A 16397-nucleotide genomic window follows, 5' to 3' on the forward strand; every position below is an offset into this window, starting at 1 on the left:
TCAGACGCTAGCAGGTTCGCCCGCGCCGGCCGGGGTCGCGCCGACGTACACCGCCGACTCGATCCGGGTCTCCCCATAGCGCCGCGCGGGGCGGCCCTGTAGGCCTGCGGGCCAGTCGATCTCGGCCGACCGCGCGGAGCGTTCGACCAGCAGCAACGCGTCCTCGGCGAGCCATCCGTGGGCGGCGAGTGCGCGGAGATCGCCCTGGACGGCCTCGGTCGGCAGCTCGTAGGGCGGATCGGCGAACACCAGATCGAAAGTGCCCGCACCACCGTGGGCGAGCACCTGTGCCACCGTCCCGATCCGCATCTGCGCACCGTCCAGCCCGAGTTCGGCGATATTGCCGCGCAGCACCCCGGCCGCCCGCCGGTCGGATTCGACCAGCAGTGCCTCGGCAGCGCCGCGCGACAGCGCCTCCAGCCCGAGCGCGCCCGAGCCGGCGTAGAGGTCGAGCACCCGGGCGCCCGCGAGGTCCATCCACGCCTCGATCGAGGAGAACACGGCCTCCCGCACCCGATCCGATGTGGGCCGGGTCCCGGCCGGCGGCACCTTCAGGCGCCGCCCACCGGCGGTACCGGCGACGATCCGGGTCATTCGGATTCGCGCTCGCCCAGTTCGACCAGCAGATCACCGCCCTCGACCTGCTGCACCTGCGCGATGGCCACCCGGCCCACCACACCGCCGCGCGGGGCGGTGATGGCGGCTTCCATCTTCATGGCCTCGATGGTGCCGATGGTGTCGCCCGAGGCGACCGTTTCGCCTTCGGCCACGGTCAGCGTCACAACACCGGCGAAGGGCGCCGCGATGTGATGCGGATTGTTCTTGTCGGCCTTCTCCGCGGCCGGGATCTCACTGGCGATGGACCGGTCCCGCACGGATACCGGGCGCAACTGCCCATTGAGGATGCACATGACCGTGCGCATCCCGCGTTCGTCGGGTTCGGAGATCGCCTCCAGCCCGATGAGCAGGATGACGCCCTTCTCCAGCTGTACCCGGTGTTCTTCGCCGTGCCGCAGGCCGTAGAAGAACTGATTGGCCGACAGGCCGGTGGTATCGCCGTACTTCTCCCGGTGCGCCAGGAATTCCGCCGTGGGGCCGGGGAAGAGCAACCGGTTCAGGGTCGCCCGGCGCTCTTCGGAGGTGCCGGCCAGCCCCGCCTCGTCCGCGGCGGACAACTCGGATTCGGGTTTGGCCGCGCCCCGGCCGGCGAGCGCCTTCTCCCGGAACGGCTCGGGCCAGCCACCGGCCGGCGTACCGAGTTCGCCACGCAGGAAGCCGATCACCGAATCGGGGATGTCGTAGCGACCCGGATCGGCGGCGAAATCGTCGATCTCGATCCCGGAACCCACCAGCGACAGCGCCAGGTCACCGACCACCTTGGAGGACGGCGTGACCTTGATCAAGCGGCCCAGCAACCGGTCCGCGGCCGCGTATTTCGCCTCGACCTCCTCGAACCGGTCGCCGAGCCCCAGGGCGATGGCCTGCTGGCGCAGATTCGACAGCTGACCGCCGGGGATCTCGTGGGTGTAGACGCGGCCGGTGGGCGCCGGCAGTCCGGATTCGAACGGCGCGTACACCTTGCGCAGCGCCTCCCAGTACGGCTCCAGATCGCAGACATTGCGCAGGTTCAGCCCGGTGTCGTATTCGCTGTGCGCGGCGGCGGCCACGATCGCCGAGAGCGCGGGCTGGCTGGTGGTACCGGCCATGGCGGCCGACGCGCCGTCCACGGCGTCGGCACCGGCCTGCCAGGCGGCGAGATAGGTGGCCAGCTGCCCGCCCGGGGTGTCGTGGGTGTGCACATGGACCGGCAGATCGAAATTGCTGCGCAGCGCGGTCACCAGCTTCGCCGCGGCGGGCGCGCGCAACAGCCCGGCCATATCCTTGATCGCCAGCACGTGCGCGCCCGCGTCCACGATCTGCTCGGCCAGTTTGAGGTAGTAGTCCAGGGTGTAGAGCTTCTCGTCCGGATCGGTGAGATCACCGGTGTAGGACAGCGCGACTTCGGCGATCGCGGTACCGGTTTCGCGGACCGCGTCGATGGCCGGGCGCATCTGGTCCACATTGTTCAGGGCGTCGAAGATCCGGAAGATATCGATCCCGGTCGCGGTGGCCTCGGCCACGAACGCCCGGGTCACCCGCTCCGGGTAGGGGGTGTAGCCGACGGTGTTGCGGCCGCGCAGCAGCATTTGCAGGCAGATGTTCGGAATCGCCTCGCGCAGCGCGGCCAGCCGCTCCCACGGGTCCTCGTAGAGGAAGCGCAGCGCCACATCGTAGGTCGCCCCGCCCCATGCCTCGATGGACAGCAGTTCCGGGGTCAGTCGCGCGACGTGCCCGGCCACATCGAGCAGGCCGTTGGTGCGTACCCGGGTCGCGAGCAGCGACTGGTGCGCGTCGCGGAAGGTGGTGTCGGTGACCCCGACCGCCTTCTGTTCGCGCAAGGCCTGCGCGAATCCCTCCGGACCCAGCGTCAGCAGTTTCTGCCGCGAACCGTCCGGCGGCGGCACCGACAGGTCGATCGCGGGCAGTTTGTCGTGCGGGTACACCGCGGTCGGCCGGGCGCCGTGCGGTTTGTTCACCGTGATGTCGGCCAGGTAGTTGAGGATCTTGGTACCGCGGTCGGCGGGTTCGCGGGTGGCGAGCAGCTCCGGGCGCTCGTCGATGAACGAGGTGGTGATGCGGCCCGCGGTGAAATCGTCGTCGCCGAGTACCGCGAGCAGGAACGGGATATTGGTGGTGACACCGCGGATCCGGAATTCCATCAGCGCACGGCGGGCCCGCGCCACCGCCGCCGGGAAGTCCCGGCCGCGGCAGGTGAGTTTGACCAGCATGGAATCGAAGTAGGCGCCGATCTCCGCGCCCAGGTTCGCGCCGCCGTCGAGCCGGATACCGGCGCCGCCGGGGGTGCGGTAGGCGGTGATGCGGCCGGTATCGGGGCGGAATCCGTTGGCCGGGTCCTCGGTGGTGATCCGGCACTGCAACGCCGCACCGCGGATCGTCACCTTGTCCTGGCTCAGGCCCAGATCCGACAGGCTTTCCCCGGCCGCGATCCGCAACTGCGACTGCACCAGGTCCACATCGGTGATCTCCTCGGTCACCGTATGTTCCACCTGGATCCGCGGATTCATCTCGATGAACACGTGATTGCCGCGTTCGTCGAGCAGGAACTCCACCGTGCCCGCACAGCTGTAACCGATCTGCCGAGCGAAGGCCACCGCGTCCGCGCAGATCCGGTCGCGCAAATCCGGATCCAGATTCGGGGCGGGGGCCAGCTCGATCACCTTCTGGTGCCGCCGCTGCAGCGAACAGTCACGCTCGAACAGGTGCATCACCTCGCCCTGGGTGTCGGCCAGGATCTGCACCTCGATATGCCGCGGGTTCACCACGGCCTGTTCCAGGAACACCGTGGGATCACCGAACGCCGACTCGGCCTCGCGCGAGGCCGCCTCGATCGCCTCCCGCAACGCCGACCGCTCGGCCACCCGGCGCATACCGCGCCCGCCGCCGCCGGCGACGGCCTTGACGAATACCGGGAACTCCATGGATTCCGCCGCCGCCAGCAGCTCGGCCACATCGGCCGAGGGCGCGCTCGAATCCAGGACCGGCAGCCCGGCCTCCCGCGCCGCGGCGATCGCGCGGGCCTTGTTGCCCGCCAGTTCGAGCACCTCGGCCGACGGTCCGATGAAGGTGATGCCCTCCCGCGCGCACGCGGCGGCCAGATCGGGATTCTCCGACAGGAACCCGTAGCCGGGGTAGATCGCGTCGGCGCCCGCGGTCTTCGCCGCCTCGATGATGGCGTCGACCGAGAGGTAGGCCCGGACCGGATGACCTTCCTCGCCGATCTCGTATGCCTCGTCCGCCTTCAGGCGGTGGACCGAATTACGGTCCTCGTGCGGGAAGACGGCAACCGTTCCGACACCGAGCTCGTACGCCGCGCGGAAGGCTCGGATGGCGATTTCGCCGCGGTTGGCAACCAAGACTTTCGAGAACATTGAACCAACGTACCCGGCGCCACACCCAGGATCGACAGCGAAGTCCACTTCGCAGAATCTTCACATCGGGGTAGGGCAACGGTGCGAAGTAGAGTTCACCGCGCCGTCATATCTCACTGCCCGCGACTCCCTTTTGTGCGGTCCCGGTGGCCCGGCCACCACCCCGCTACTTCCCGGACACGCGAGCACCGCCGTCGCATGATCCTCCGATGCCGGCCCGCCCGCAACCGCACCGCACACACCGCGGGGACGACCGCCGCCCGGACACGAGGCGACCCCGTTGCGCGCGACGGTCCGCCGGACCGCTCGTGCCGCCGGGTGGTGCCGCGTTATGGTGGAGCACGCAGCTGGTCCGCCGGCCGGACGACGAGGAGCCCCGAACGTCCGCCCCCGGCGCCGAAGCCCGCACCCGCGGGTGAGAGGGAATCCGGTGGGAATCCGGAACTGTCCCGCAGCGGTGAGCAGGAACGACCGCCGTCATGAGCACTGGGCGACACGCCTGGGAAGCGACGGCCAGTAGGTCGGCCGACAGGCCGGTGCCCGCGAGTCCGAAGACCTGCCGGTTGTACCGGATACGCCGTATCCGGTGGCCGTCGCCTCGTGGAGCGGGCGCCGCGGTCCACCAGTGCTGACATGCGACCCGACCGCACGGCCGGGCCGTTCGGGGTCTCATCGGTGCCGTGCGCCCGGGAACGGCGACGTCCGTCGAACTTCAGCACTGGAGAACACCGTGACTGTTATTTCGCACAGCCCGTTCACCGCAACACTTCTCGGACTCCCCCGGGTGGGGCCACGCCGGGAACTCAAACGCGCGACCGAGTCCTACTGGGCGGGCCGGATCGATGCGGCGCGGCTGCACGAAACCGCCCGCGCGCTACGCCGCGACCAGTACGCGGCGCTGACCGCCGCCGGCCTGGATTCGATCCCCGTCGGCACTTTCTCCTATTACGACCAGATGCTCGATACGGCCGCCCTCCTCGGCGCCCTCCCCGCCCGGGTCGCCGGGATCGAGGATCGGCTGGACCGCTATTTCGCCGCCGCGCGCGGAACCGAATCGGTGGAACCGCTGGAGATGACCAAGTGGTTCGACACCAACTACCACTATCTGGTCCCCGAGCTCGGCTCCGACACCACCTTCGGCCTGCACCCGGAGGATCTGCTGGCGCAGGTCACCGAAGCGATCGGACTCGGCGTACCGGCCCGGCCCGTGGTCATCGGACCGGTCACCTTCCTGAAACTGGCCAAGACCACCGGCGGCGCGGCGCTGGACCGGATCGACGAACTGATCCCGCTGTACGCGGAGTTGCTGCGGCTGCTCGCCGACGCGGGCGCGGACTGGGTGCAACTCGACGAACCCGCGCTGGTCACCGATCTCACCGCGGCGGAACTGGCGACGGTCCGTCGGGTCTACACCGAGCTCACCGCGGCGCCGCGGCGACCGGCGGTGCTGGTGGCGACCTATTTCGGGCATCCGGGTGCCGCCCTGGAAGCGCTGGCCGCCACCGAAGTCGAAGGTATCGCCGTCGATCTGGTCGCGGGCACCGAGGTCGCCGATGTGGCGGCGATCCCCGCGCTGGCACATAAACTGCTGGTCGCGGGAGTCGTCGACGGGCGCAATGTCTGGCGCACCGATCTCGACGACGCACTGTCGACGCTGGCCACCCTGCTGGGCAGCGTGGGAGCGCTCGCGGTGTCCACGTCCTGCTCGCTACTGCATGTCCCGTACTCACTGGCGGTGGAGACGCGCCTCGACGACGCGCTGCGCTCCTGGCTCGCCTTCGGCGCCGAGAAGACCGCCGAGGTGCGGACCCTGGCCACGGGCCTGAACTCCGGCACCGAGGCGATCGCCGCGGAGCTGGACACCGCCCGCGCCGCCGCGGCGAGCCGCCGCGCCGATCCGCGGATCCACAATGCGCGGGTGCGGGCGCGGCTGGCCGCGCTGGGTGCGGAGGCCGTGCGGCGGGCCCCCGCCGAACAGCGCCGGGCACTGCAGCGGGAGCACCTGCACCTGCCGCCGCTGCCGACCACCACCATCGGCTCCTACCCACAGACCTCGGCCATCCGGCTGGCCCGGGCGGCGCTGCGGGCCGGGGAGATCGACCGGGCCGAGTACGTCCGGCGGATGCGGGCGGAGATCGGCGAAGTCATCGCCCTGCAGGAGAAGCTCGAGCTCGATGTCCTCGTGCACGGCGAACCGGAACGCAACGATATGGTGCAGTACTTCGCCGAACAGCTCGACGGATTCGCGGCGACCGAGCTGGGCTGGGTGCAGTCCTACGGCACCCGCTGTGTGCGCCCGCCCATCCTGTTCGGTGACGTCTCCCGTCCCGCCGCCATGACGGTGGAGTGGATCGCCTACGCGCAGTCGCTCACCGGCAAACCGGTCAAGGGCATGCTCACCGGCCCGGTGACCATCCTGGCCTGGTCCTTCGTCCGCGACGATCAGCCGCCGGCGGATTCGGCCCGGCAGGTGGCCCTGGCTATCCGGGACGAGACGGTGGACCTGCAGAACGCGGGGATCCGGATCGTCCAGGTCGACGAGCCCGCCCTGCGGGAACTGCTGCCGTTGCGGGCGGCCGATCAGCAGGAGTACCTGGACTGGTCGGTGCACGCGTTCCGGCTGGCGACCTCCGGGGTGGCCGACTCCGTCCAGATCCACACCCACCTGTGCTATTCGGAGTTCGGTGAGGTGATCGACGCCATCGCCGGGCTGGACGCCGATGTCACGTCCATCGAGGCCGCCCGCTCACATATGGAGGTACTGGACGATCTGAATGCCTCGGGATTCGCCGCCGGCGTGGGCCCGGGTGTCTACGATATCCACTCGCCCCGGGTGCCCGGTGTCGAGGAGATCACGACGTCCCTGCGGGCCGCGCTGAAAGCTGTTCCCGCCGAACGTCTCTGGGTCAATCCCGACTGCGGCCTGAAGACCCGGGGCCTGGCCGAGGTGGAGGCCTCCCTGCGCAATATGGTGGCCGCCGCCCGCGCCGTCCGCTGAAATCCCGGCCCGGGCCGCACCTCGCGCGGCCCGGGCCGTTCAGCCTTCCAGCTCCCCCGCGCCGGGTTCCCGGCGTTTCGTCCGCCGGGCCACACAGTGCTGGCAGGTCTGCGCCACCCGCAGCACCGGCCGGATCCGCGCCGGTGCGGACCGCCCCCGCCGTACCGCCCGGCACCCCTGTCTTTCCTCCATGACGCCAACCCCTTTCCCCTCGGCGATTCCGTTGCCAGGTTTGACGCCGAGCGTCCCGGCCCGGTTCCCGCGCGCGGTGATCAGGATTTGGCCAGGTATTCCAGGCGTTCGGAATCGACGGCGGCGTACATCATCGCCGCCAGGCCGGGATGCCGGGTCAGCCCGGGATCCTGCTCCACCACGGTGCGGGCCAGCTCCTGGGCGGCGGTGATGACCTCGAGATCGTCGAGCAGCGAGAGCAGGCGCAGCGACCGGGTGGTGCCCGACTGCGCCGCACCGAGCACATCGCCCTCGCGCCGCTGCCGCAGATCGAGTACCGACAGTTCGAATCCGTCGGTGGTGGCGGCGACGGCCTCCAGCCTCGTCATCGCCGGGCCGCCGGGCGCGGCATCGGTGATCAGCAGGCACAACCCGGGATGCGCGCCGCGCCCGATCCGGCCCCGGAGCTGGTGCAGCTGGCTCACCCCGAACCGATCGGCGTCCACGATCACCATCACGGTCGCGTTCGGGACGTCCACGCCCACCTCGACCACCGTCGTACACACCAGCACATCGATATCGCCGGCATTGAAGTCGCGCATCACCTGGTCTTTTTCATCCGACGGCAGCCGTCCGTGCAGCAGCCCGATCCGCAGGTGCGCGAGCGGTCCGGTACGCAGACGGTCGAAGACATCGACCACGGCCTGGGTCGACGGAGCTTCCTTCTCCGCGGCTTTCTTGCCCCGCGCCCCGGCACCGTCCTCGTCGTCTCCGATCCGCGAGCACACGACATAGGCCTGCCGGCCCGCACCGACCTCCTCGGTGATCCGTTCCCACGCCCGGTCCACCCAGTTGGGATGGACCCGGCGCGGTACCACCTTCGACTGGATCGGCGAACGCCCCCGGGGCAGTTCGGTGAGGGTCGAGGTCTCCAGGTCGCCCAGGGTGGTCATGGCGATGGTGCGCGGGATCGGGGTCGCGGTCATCACCAGCAAGTGCGGGGAGAAGCCCGATTTCGCCTTGGCCCGCAGCGCATCGCGCTGCTCCACCCCGAAGCGGTGCTGTTCGTCCACCACCACCAGACCCAGATCGAAGAATTCGACCGCGTCCTGGATGAGTGCGTGGGTACCGATCACGATGCCCGCGTCCCCGGTCACCGCCGCGAGCAGGGCGGCTCGCTTCGTCGCGGCCGGCATGGACCCGGTCACCAGCGTCACCCGGGTCGCGGTCTCGGCCGCGCCCAGCTCCCCCGCCTGCCCGAGATCGCCCAGCATCGCCCGCAGCGACCGGTAGTGCTGCGCGGCGAGCACCTCGGTGGGCGCAAGCAGCGCACACTGCTGACCCGCGTCGATCACCTGCAACATGGCGTGCAACGCGACGATGGTCTTACCCGAACCCACCTCGCCCTGCAGCAGCCGGTGCATGGGCTGTTCCCGGGACAGATCCGCCGAGATCTCGCCTATGACGCCGCGCTGTCCCGCGGTGAGTTCGAACGGCAGCCGCTCGTCGAAGGCGGCGACGATTCCGTCCGCGCGCCGCGGACAGGCCCGGGCCGTGCGGCCGGAGACCTCGTGCCGGCGTTCGGCGAGCACCAGCTGCAATGCCAGTGCCTCGTCGAAACGCAGCCGTTCCCGGGCGCGTTCGATATCGGAGGTGCGTTCGGGCAGGTGGATCAGGCGCAGCGCATCGCCCACCGGCATCAGTTCCCGTTCGTCGCGCACCTCGGCGGGCAACGGATCGGCGAGCGGGTCGAGCTGATCGAGAATCTGCCGGACACAGGCCAGGATCTCCCAGCTCTGCACCTTGGCCGTCGCCGGATAAACCGGGATGAACTCGCGGTCGAAAAAGGACATGTCCACACCGCCCGCGCCCTTCGCGCTCTGCGCGATCCCGCGCAGGTCACCCCCGCCGCGCACGGTGGTCAGGGCCGGCTCCTCGTCGTCGGCCTCCGGCAGGATCAGATATCCCGGATGGCTGAGATTCCACTGACCGGGCCGCCAGTAGTTGACCGTGCCCGACATCATGGCCCGGACACCCTGGCGGACCGCGTATTTCACCTTGTCGCCATTGAAGAAGGTGACATCCACGCCGCGCCCGCCGCCGGTGTCGAGCACCACCTTCAGCAGCGACCCGCGCCGCTGCCGCATCGGCCGCAGATCCGCCTTGGTGACCCGCCCGATCACGGTGATATGCGCCCCGTCCTCCGGCGCCTCCTCGGTGAGCGGCTGCCCCTGGGTGGCGTAGCGCAGCGGATAGTGGCGCAGCAGATCTTCCACGGTGTGCATATCGAACGCGTCCGCCAGCGACGCGGCGGCCTTCGCGCCGAGCAGATGGTCGAGCCGGTCGCTCAGTGTCGCCATCGCGCTACTCCTGTCCCCTCGGCCCGCGGCGGCGGGTCCGGCGGATACTCATTCCACACCGATCTGTATCAGGTCGCCCTGCTGGCCTCCGGCATACACCGTGACCTCCACACCGGGGAATTCGTCACCGATATGCCGCGCGAGGTCGTCGGCGAGCCCGTCCGGCGCCGCCGCGCCGACCAGCAGTGTCACCAGTTCGCCGCCCAGCCCGAGCATCCGGTTCAGCAGGGTCTCGCCCGCGGCCCGGGTATCCCGGTCGATAACCACCACATCGTGGCCCACCAGGCCGAGTCCGTCGCCGGAAGCGCAGGTCCCGACCATGGTGAGCGCTCGCCCACCGGCGCGGCGCAGCGCGCCCCAGCGGGTGCTCGCGGCCGCCTCGGACATGGTGAAGGCATCGTCCACGGCGATCCGGGCCCGATCGTGTACCGCCAGCGCCGCGAGACCCTGGACCATGCTGGCGCTGGGCAGCAGCAGTACGTCGCGGCGCGCGTCACGCGCCGCCGCCCCGACCGCCACCAGCTCGTGGGCCGGGAGCGCACCGTTGGGAAGTACCAGCACCTCCCGATGCGGGAGCTGCCGGATAGCCGCCAGCAGTACCGCCGATTCCAGCGTCCGTCCGGCATTCAGCACCACCGCGCCGCCCGCTTCGAAGAGCGCCGCCGCACCCGCGCCGGACGCGACGGCGAGCACCCCACGATCGGCGGGCTCGCCGAGGCGTCCACTGATCTGCCGGAGGGCACGGTCGTGCACCTGCCGGCTGTCCGCCGCTTCCCGCACCCCGGTGACCACGGCACCGCCGGGATGCGGGCCGCCGTCCCCGGACGCGGAGGCCTCGGTCAGGTGCTCGATACGGATCGTGTGCGGACGGCCCACGGCGAGGCCGGCCTCCACCGCCGCCCCCGCGTCCGCGCAGTGCACATGGACCGACCAGCCACCGACGCCGTCGGCGGCCACCACCACCGAATCCCCCAGCGCGGCCAGCCGGGAACGCAGCTCGGCGGCGAGATCCACGCGACCCCCGTCGATCCGGTACATCACCTCGTAACGCTGTGCCGGTCCGGGCCGCGCCGCCGGCGTGCGGATATCCGCGGGCCGGTACTCGGCGCGCACGGGCGTCTCACCGGTCACCACGGTGACCAGCCCGTCCAGCAGCACCAGCAACCCACGCGCACCGGCATCCACGACCCCGGCGTCGCGCAGCACCGCCAACTGGTCGCGGGTGTCCTCCAGCGCCCGCGCCGCCGCGTCGGCTCCGGCGCGCACCACCGCCGCCAGCCCCGGCTCGGCACACCGGTGCGCCGCAGCCCCCGCCCGGTCGAGAACCGTGAGGATGGTGCCCTCCACCGGATCGCTCAGGCTTCCCCGGACCAGGGCGGCCGCCCGCGCCAACGCGGTCCGGTAGGTGAGTTCGGTCAGCGCCGCGTCCACCGTCGCGTCCGCGATACCCCGCAATACCTGGGACACGATGATGCCGGAGTTGCCCCGGGCCCCCGCGGTCGCGCCGCGGGCCAGTGCCGCGGCCACCGCGCGGGCGGAGGGCCGGTCCGGCTCACCGTCGGCACCCGCCGCCGGGAGCCGCGCTTCCGCGACGGCGGCGCGCATGGTCGCCAGGAGGTTGGTCCCGGTGTCGGAGTCCGGTACCGGAAAGACGTTGAGGGCATCGATCTCCGCGCGCCGCTGTTCGAGCGCGGCCACACAGAGATGACCCCAGGCCAGGAGTTCGGCCCCGCCCAGCCCGCCGTCCGCGGATCCGGTGACCGGCGAACCCTCGCCGCTCACCTGCCGGGTCTCGGGCACCGTCACCTCGTTTCTCGTCGTCGCGGAAGTCGAACGCCAGGTTAGCGGCCGCTCCCGACATCGTGCCCCGGGACGGGCCGCGTCCAGGGCGCCTCGCAAGGGTTCGCCGGATAAACTACGGCTTGATCGGTCGACCCCGGTTTGGTGGATCGCGGCGGGTCGGGCTACCCTTGCAGGGTTGCCTGGCGCGGCCGTTCTCGGTCGGCGCTGTCCGATGGTCATCGAATCCGCCGATGCTCGTCGGCAGGCATGACGACATTGATCAGGATCGACCGCTGTACCGGTGGCAGGTCCCCCATGATGACATGAAGGAGTTCGCGACTATGGCTGCCGTCTGCGACGTCTGCGCCAAAGGCCCCGGCTTCGGTAAATCGGTCTCGCATTCGCACCGGCGCACCAACCGTCGCTGGAACCCGAATATCCAGACCGTGCGGGCCCAGGTCGCCCCGGGTAACACCCGCCGGATGAACGTGTGCACCTCCTGCCTGAAGGCGGGCAAGGTGGTCCGCGGCTGATCACCGGGTAACCGGTTTCATCCGTCGGGCACACAGCTCTTCGATACGACCTCGCCCCGGCTCCGCACAGGAGCCGGGGCGAGGTCGTATCGCTTTCCGGAAGGAGCCTCGGACGAGTAGCGACACCGGCAATCCGCACGGCACGGCCGCCCCCTGGACACTCACCGCGCTGCGCCCCGACCACGCCCGGGCCCTGGCCGCCTGCCATATCGCCTGCTGGCGCGAGGCCTACCGAGGCCTGGTCCCCGACCACGTACTGGCCGCTTTCGATCTCGATCGGCGCGCCGCGATCTGGGAACGCATCGCCGGCGACCATACCGGGCGGATCGTGGTCGCGGAATCGGGCGACGAGATCGCCGGGTTCACCCACTACGGCCCGCCCCGCGACGAGCCCCCGGTCGCGGAGCGGGAATTGCAGGCCATGTATGTCCGCGCCGAGTGGTACGGCAGCGGGCTGGCCCGGGCTCTGCTGGACGCGGTACTCGAACCCGAGCGCTCGTGTTCGCTGTGGGTCTTCCGGGACAATCCCCGGGCCCGGGCCTTCTACACCAAATACGATTTCGTCCCCGACGGCACCGCCCGTGCCGAACGTTTCGCCACGGCCACCGAGATCCGGATGGTGCGACGGTAGCGATATCCCGGCGCGGCCGCGCCCAGTAATGTCGCGGCCATGAGCACCGAAGCCGAATACGTCCACATCGAGGACGGGGTCCTGGAGATCACCCTGTCCACCGCAGCCAAGGGCACCTCCCTGGATTTCGCCGGGGTCGCCGCGGGCACCGCCGCCCTGGCCGGTCTGGGCTCGGATATCGGTGCCGTCCTGCTCACCGGCGCGGGGCCGAACTTCTGCGCCGGTGGCGATGTCCGTGATTTCGCGGCGGCGACCGACCGTGCCGCACACCTGTATCAACTCGCCGATACCCTGCACGTTTTCGTCCGGGCGCTGGACAACGCCCCGGTGCCCGTGGTCGCCGCGGTCCATGGCTGGGCCGCCGGCGCCGGAATGAGCCTGGTCTGTGCCGCCGATATCGCGGTCGGCGGCCCCGGCACCCGGATGCGCCCCGCCTATCCGGGCGTCGGGCTCAGCCCCGACGGTGGGATGTCGTGGACGCTGCCCCGGCTGGTGGGTGCGGCGAAAGCCCGCGAAATCCTGCTGACCGACGCGGTACTCGATGCCGCGGAAGCCCAGCGCCTCGGAATTCTGGCCCGGATCGCCGACAGCGACGAAGCGGTCCGCGACAACGCCCGTGAACTGGCCCGCACGCTGGCCCGCGGACCACGCGCCAGCTACGCCTCCATCCGTAGCCTGCTGAGCCGGTCGGCCACCGCGACCCTTGCCGAACAATTGGACGCCGAACGCGACGCGATGGGAGCGGCCGCGGGCAGCCCGACCGGCCGCGAAGGTGTGGACGCGTTCCTCGCCAAACGCGCCCCGGATTATTCCGGGCTGAGCTGACCGTCCGCTCTCCGGCGGCGCGGGCCCGGTCGGCGCGGGCCGCCGCGGGCGGGCCGGGTCAGCGAACCCGGGTGACGAACTTCGCCACCGCCTCGGTGAACGCGTCGTTGTCGTCGCCGGCGGCCGTATGGGCGGCATTGCCGATCTCGACCAGCTCGGCATGCGGAACCAATTCCAGGAATTCCGCGGCGCCCGCGGCGCTCACCACATCCGATTGCAGCCCCCGTACGAGCAGAACCGGGATATCGAGTGCCCGGGCCGCGCCTTCGAGCATGCTCGCCATCTCGTCGGGGTCGGCGGCCTTGTCGCCGAGAATGCCCGGATCCCAGTGCCAGTACCAGCGGCCGTCGCGTTGCCGGAGGTTACGCAGCAGTCCCGCGTTGGATTTGGGCCGAGGCCGGTGCGGAAGGTAGTCGGCCACGGCATCCGCGGCCTCGTCGAGGGTGGCGAATCCGTCGGGGTTCTTGCTCAGGAAGGTGAGCACGCGATTGACACCCTCGGGTTCGGGCCGGGTGACAATATCCACCAGGACCAGCGCGCCGATCGCGTCGCCACCGGGGGCCGCGGTGGCCAGCAGCCCGGTGATACCGCCCATACTGGCGCCGACCACCACCACGGGGCCGCCGCCCAGCTGTTCCAGAACCGCGAGTACATCGCCGACCATGGCCTCGTAGCGGTAGTCGCGATCGAGTGCCCATTGGCTGTCACCGTGGCCGCGCGCGTCCAGCGTGACCGCCCGGATTCCCGCGGCGCCGAGCTGCGCCCCGGTTCGTTTCCAGGAATGCCGGGTCTGGCCGCCGCCGTGCAGGAAGAGCACGGCCGGGCCGTCCGGCGGGCCGTACCGGTCCGCAACGAGCTCGATCCCGCCCCGGCCGCGTAACAGCAGCTGGACGGGATCGAGCAAATTGTTCGCATTACTCACGATTTTCAGCATCGCAAATATGCGGGCGTTACGCCGTACGAACGGACGAATCAGCAGTCCAGGTCCATGGCGCTCAGGGTCCGCTGGAAGAGGCAGGCGCCTTTGGCGTTCACCGAGGCCGAGATCGTGGACGAGCCGGTCGAGGTGAAATCCTCGGCGATCGGGGCCGCGGGATCGGTCGCCGGACTCATCGGTTCCAGGGTCAGCGGGGCCGCTCCGGCCGTCGCTCCGGCCGCCCCCGTCAGGGCGGCGCCCAACGCGAGCGAGGCGGTGATGCCGCGCAGTTTCATATGTGCTCCTCTATCTTGTTTCTCTTTCGACGCCCACTCAGGGCAGGCGCCAGTCCACCGGCTCGGCGCCGAGTTCGTCCAGCAATTCATTGACCCGGGAGAACGGACGCGAGCCGAAAAACCCGCGCGATGCCGACAGCGGTGACGGGTGCGCGGATTCGATACTGGGCACCTCCGCCGCCGCCAGCGCCGGTTTCAGGGAGGCGGCATCGCGGCCCCACAGCACCGCAACCAGCGGCTCGTCGCGGGCCACCAGGGCCGCGATCGCCTGCTCGGTGACCTTTTCCCAGCCTTTGCCGCGATGGGAGGCCGGTTTGCCGGGAGATACCGTGAGGACCCGGTTCAGCATCAGCACACCCTGGCGCGACCAGGGGCTGAGGTCGCCGCAACTCGGGGTGGGATGGCCCAGGTCCTTGGTGTATTCGGCGAAGATGTTGGCCAGGCTGCGGGGTACCGGCGAAACATCCGGCGCCACCGAGAAGCTCAGTCCCATCGGGTGGCCCGGAGTCGGATAGGGGTCCTGGCCCACGATCAGCACGCGGACGGCCTCGAACGGCTCCTGGAAAGCACGCAGTACATTCTCCCCGGCGGGGAGATACCCGCGGCCCGCGGCGTTCTCGGCACGCAGGAATTCGCCCATCTCCGCAATACGGTCGGCGACCGGATCCAGTGCCTTCGCCCAGCCCGGATCGATGATTTCCACGAGTGGTTTCGTGCTCATGACCGCACAACCTATCGTGAGTGGCCGACATTCGCCGAGTCCGTCCCGGAGAACGCTTCCCAGCCCTGCGGACCGCGGTACCGGGCGCCGTCCACGGTCACCCCGTGACCGGCCTCGATAGCGCCGATCACGGTCCAGCCGGGGGGCGGCGGGGAACCGGCCGGCCAGACCCCGGCGAACACATGATCCTCGCCCCCGGTCAGAAGCCATTGCCGCGCATCGGCTTTCAGGAAAGCGGCGCATTCCGCGAGCTCGGTATCGTGCAGTGCCGCCGAACGCACATCGATCGCGACTCCCGAGGATTCGGCCAGATGCCCGATATCGGCGAGCAACCCGTCGGAGATATCGGTGAGCGCCATCGGCGGATGGCCGCCGGTCACGGCGGTACGGACGAGGTCGTAGGCGGGTCGCGGGGCACGATGTGCGGCGACCGCACGCGCCACCCCCGGACCGGGCTCCGTCGAGCGCCCACCCGCCAGCGCCGCGTAACCGGCCGCCGACCAGCCCGGCCGCCCGGCGATCGCGAGGATCCCACCCGCCCGCGCACCGGATCTGGTCACCGGTTGTTCGCCCAGCGGGTCACCGAAAGCCGTCACCGAGATCACCACCTGTGGGCTGCGCACGATATCCCCACCGGCCACCGAGCCTCCCGCCCGTGCCGCCTCCGACCAGAACCCGTCCGCCAACCCGGTCACGAAATCCACCGGAGTCGGCTCCGGTACTCCGAGTCCCACCACATAGCCGACCGGCTCGGCGCCCATCGCGTAGATATCGGCGGCGTTCTGGGCGATGGCCTTGCGGCCGACCTCTTCCGCGGCCGACCAGTCCAGGCGGAAATGCCGGTCCTCGATCAACATATCCGTGCTCACCACATAGCGCCCGCGCGCCGCCGCCAGCACCGCCGCGTCGTCACCGGGGCCCAGTTGCACGGCGGGCCCCTGTTCCCGGCCCGCGTTGATCCGGGCGATGAGGGCGAATTCGCCCACGTCGCGCACCGTCGGTCCTGTACTGATCGTGGGGCCTTCCTCACTCGCTGTTACCACCGGTCGCCGCCGCACCGGCCCCGGGCAACGGAGCCGTGCCCACCGGCGGAACGCCACCGTTGCCGTACCCCGGACTCCGCGGGTCCCCGAGCCCGTGCGCCCGGCCGATACTCCGGCGCTTCCCGCACGACG

Annotated in this window: 13 protein-coding genes and 1 riboswitch; of the genes, 4 read left to right on the forward strand and 9 right to left on the reverse strand. The window is 70.4% G+C overall.

The window, feature by feature from the left end; genetic code table 11:
- Both rsmD and ON38_RS17445 read right to left on the reverse strand, forming a co-directional pair.
- The gene (rsmD, locus tag ON38_RS17440) at window positions 1-594 is read right to left on the reverse strand and encodes a 16S rRNA (guanine(966)-N(2))-methyltransferase RsmD (RefSeq protein ID WP_039825887.1); all 594 of its coding nucleotides are present in this window, start codon (window positions 592-594) and stop codon (window positions 1-3) included.
- Entirely contained in the window at window positions 591-3989 is a 3399-nt protein-coding gene (locus tag ON38_RS17445) for a pyruvate carboxylase (protein WP_039825888.1), read from the reverse strand. The genes rsmD and ON38_RS17445 overlap by 4 nt, the downstream gene beginning before the upstream one ends.
- 396 nt (window positions 3990-4385) lie before the next feature.
- Window positions 4386-4567: riboswitch (cobalamin riboswitch) on the forward strand.
- 152 nt (window positions 4568-4719) lie between these two features.
- On the opposite strand from ON38_RS17445, the gene metE reads away from it, so the two are divergent.
- On the forward strand, window positions 4720-6987 hold the full coding sequence (gene metE / locus ON38_RS17450; RefSeq protein WP_039825889.1) for a 5-methyltetrahydropteroyltriglutamate--homocysteine S-methyltransferase: 2268 nt from the start codon (window positions 4720-4722) through the stop codon (window positions 6985-6987).
- Window positions 6988-7026: 39 nt separating this feature from the next.
- On the opposite strand, the gene ON38_RS36090 is transcribed toward metE, so the two are convergent.
- From ON38_RS36090 to fakA, 3 genes are all read right to left on the reverse strand, one after another.
- On the reverse strand, window positions 7027-7179 hold the full coding sequence (locus ON38_RS36090; RefSeq protein ID WP_157181797.1) for a hypothetical protein: 153 nt from the start codon (window positions 7177-7179) through the stop codon (window positions 7027-7029).
- Window positions 7180-7259: 80 nt separating this feature from the next.
- Complete coding sequence (recG, locus tag ON38_RS17455) at window positions 7260-9518, reverse strand: ATP-dependent DNA helicase RecG (RefSeq protein ID WP_039825890.1); 2259 nt, start codon at window positions 9516-9518, stop codon at window positions 7260-7262.
- Window positions 9519-9566: 48 nt separating this feature from the next.
- A complete protein-coding gene (gene fakA / locus ON38_RS17460) occupies window positions 9567-11255 on the reverse strand; it encodes a DAK2 domain-containing protein (RefSeq protein WP_039825916.1) in 1689 nt (562 codons plus the stop codon).
- A 386-nt stretch (window positions 11256-11641) separates the two neighbouring features.
- Between fakA and rpmB the strand changes: the two genes are divergently transcribed.
- The 3 genes from rpmB (at window position 11642) to ON38_RS17475 (ending at window position 13289) form a co-directional block, all read left to right on the forward strand.
- Entirely contained in the window at window positions 11642-11833 is a 192-nt protein-coding gene (gene rpmB, locus ON38_RS17465; protein WP_011210730.1) for a 50S ribosomal protein L28, read from the forward strand.
- 256 nt (window positions 11834-12089) lie between these two features.
- Window positions 12090-12464 carry a GNAT family N-acetyltransferase gene (locus ON38_RS17470; protein ID WP_281004620.1) on the forward strand — a complete coding sequence of 125 codons (375 nt, stop codon included), beginning with the start codon at window positions 12090-12092 and terminating at the stop codon, window positions 12462-12464.
- Between the two features lie 39 nt (window positions 12465-12503).
- Window positions 12504-13289, forward strand: coding sequence for an enoyl-CoA hydratase/isomerase family protein (locus ON38_RS17475; protein WP_039825892.1), 786 nt, complete (start codon window positions 12504-12506; stop codon window positions 13287-13289).
- A gap of 58 nt (window positions 13290-13347) precedes the next feature.
- On the opposite strand, the gene ON38_RS17480 is transcribed toward ON38_RS17475, so the two are convergent.
- The 4 genes from ON38_RS17480 to ON38_RS17495 are packed head-to-tail and all read right to left on the reverse strand — an operon-like array spanning window position 13348 to window position 16280.
- The gene (locus tag ON38_RS17480) at window positions 13348-14211 is read right to left on the reverse strand and encodes an alpha/beta fold hydrolase (RefSeq protein WP_039825917.1); all 864 of its coding nucleotides are present in this window, start codon (window positions 14209-14211) and stop codon (window positions 13348-13350) included.
- 50 nt (window positions 14212-14261) lie between these two features.
- Window positions 14262-14501 carry a hypothetical protein gene (locus tag ON38_RS17485; protein WP_039825893.1) on the reverse strand — a complete coding sequence of 80 codons (240 nt, stop codon included), beginning with the start codon at window positions 14499-14501 and terminating at the stop codon, window positions 14262-14264.
- Between the two features lie 37 nt (window positions 14502-14538).
- Entirely contained in the window at window positions 14539-15222 is a 684-nt protein-coding gene (locus tag ON38_RS17490; RefSeq protein ID WP_039825894.1) for a uracil-DNA glycosylase, read from the reverse strand.
- An 11-nt stretch (window positions 15223-15233) separates the two neighbouring features.
- Window positions 15234-16280 (reverse strand): thiamine-phosphate kinase, encoded by a 1047-nt coding sequence (locus ON38_RS17495; RefSeq protein ID WP_306306679.1) that lies wholly within the window; start codon window positions 16278-16280, stop codon window positions 15234-15236.
- Window positions 16281-16397: the final 117 nt, after the last annotated feature.

It is taken from the genome of Nocardia testacea NBRC 100365, from assembly GCF_000308775.1.
Taxonomy (GTDB): Bacteria; Actinomycetota; Actinomycetes; order Mycobacteriales; family Mycobacteriaceae; genus Nocardia; species Nocardia testacea.

Bases quoted from the DNA above. Each gene is read 5' to 3' on its own strand.
- rsmD (WP_039825887.1), bottom strand. From the start codon at position 594: ATGACCCGGATCGTCGCCGGTACCGCCGGTGGGCGGCGCCTGAAGGTG.
- rpmB (WP_011210730.1), top strand. From the start codon at position 11,642: ATGGCTGCCGTCTGCGACGTCTGCGCCAAAGGCCCCGGCTTCGGTAAA.
- ON38_RS17445 (WP_039825888.1), bottom strand. From the start codon at position 3,989: ATGTTCTCGAAAGTCTTGGTTGCCAACCGCGGCGAAATCGCCATCCGA.
- ON38_RS17475 (WP_039825892.1), top strand. From the start codon at position 12,504: ATGAGCACCGAAGCCGAATACGTCCACATCGAGGACGGGGTCCTGGAG.
- ON38_RS17485 (WP_039825893.1), bottom strand. From the start codon at position 14,501: ATGAAACTGCGCGGCATCACCGCCTCGCTCGCGTTGGGCGCCGCCCTG.
- ON38_RS17490 (WP_039825894.1), bottom strand. From the start codon at position 15,222: ATGAGCACGAAACCACTCGTGGAAATCATCGATCCGGGCTGGGCGAAG.
- recG (WP_039825890.1), bottom strand. From the start codon at position 9,518: ATGGCGACACTGAGCGACCGGCTCGACCATCTGCTCGGCGCGAAGGCC.
- ON38_RS36090 (WP_157181797.1), bottom strand. From the start codon at position 7,179: ATGGAGGAAAGACAGGGGTGCCGGGCGGTACGGCGGGGGCGGTCCGCA.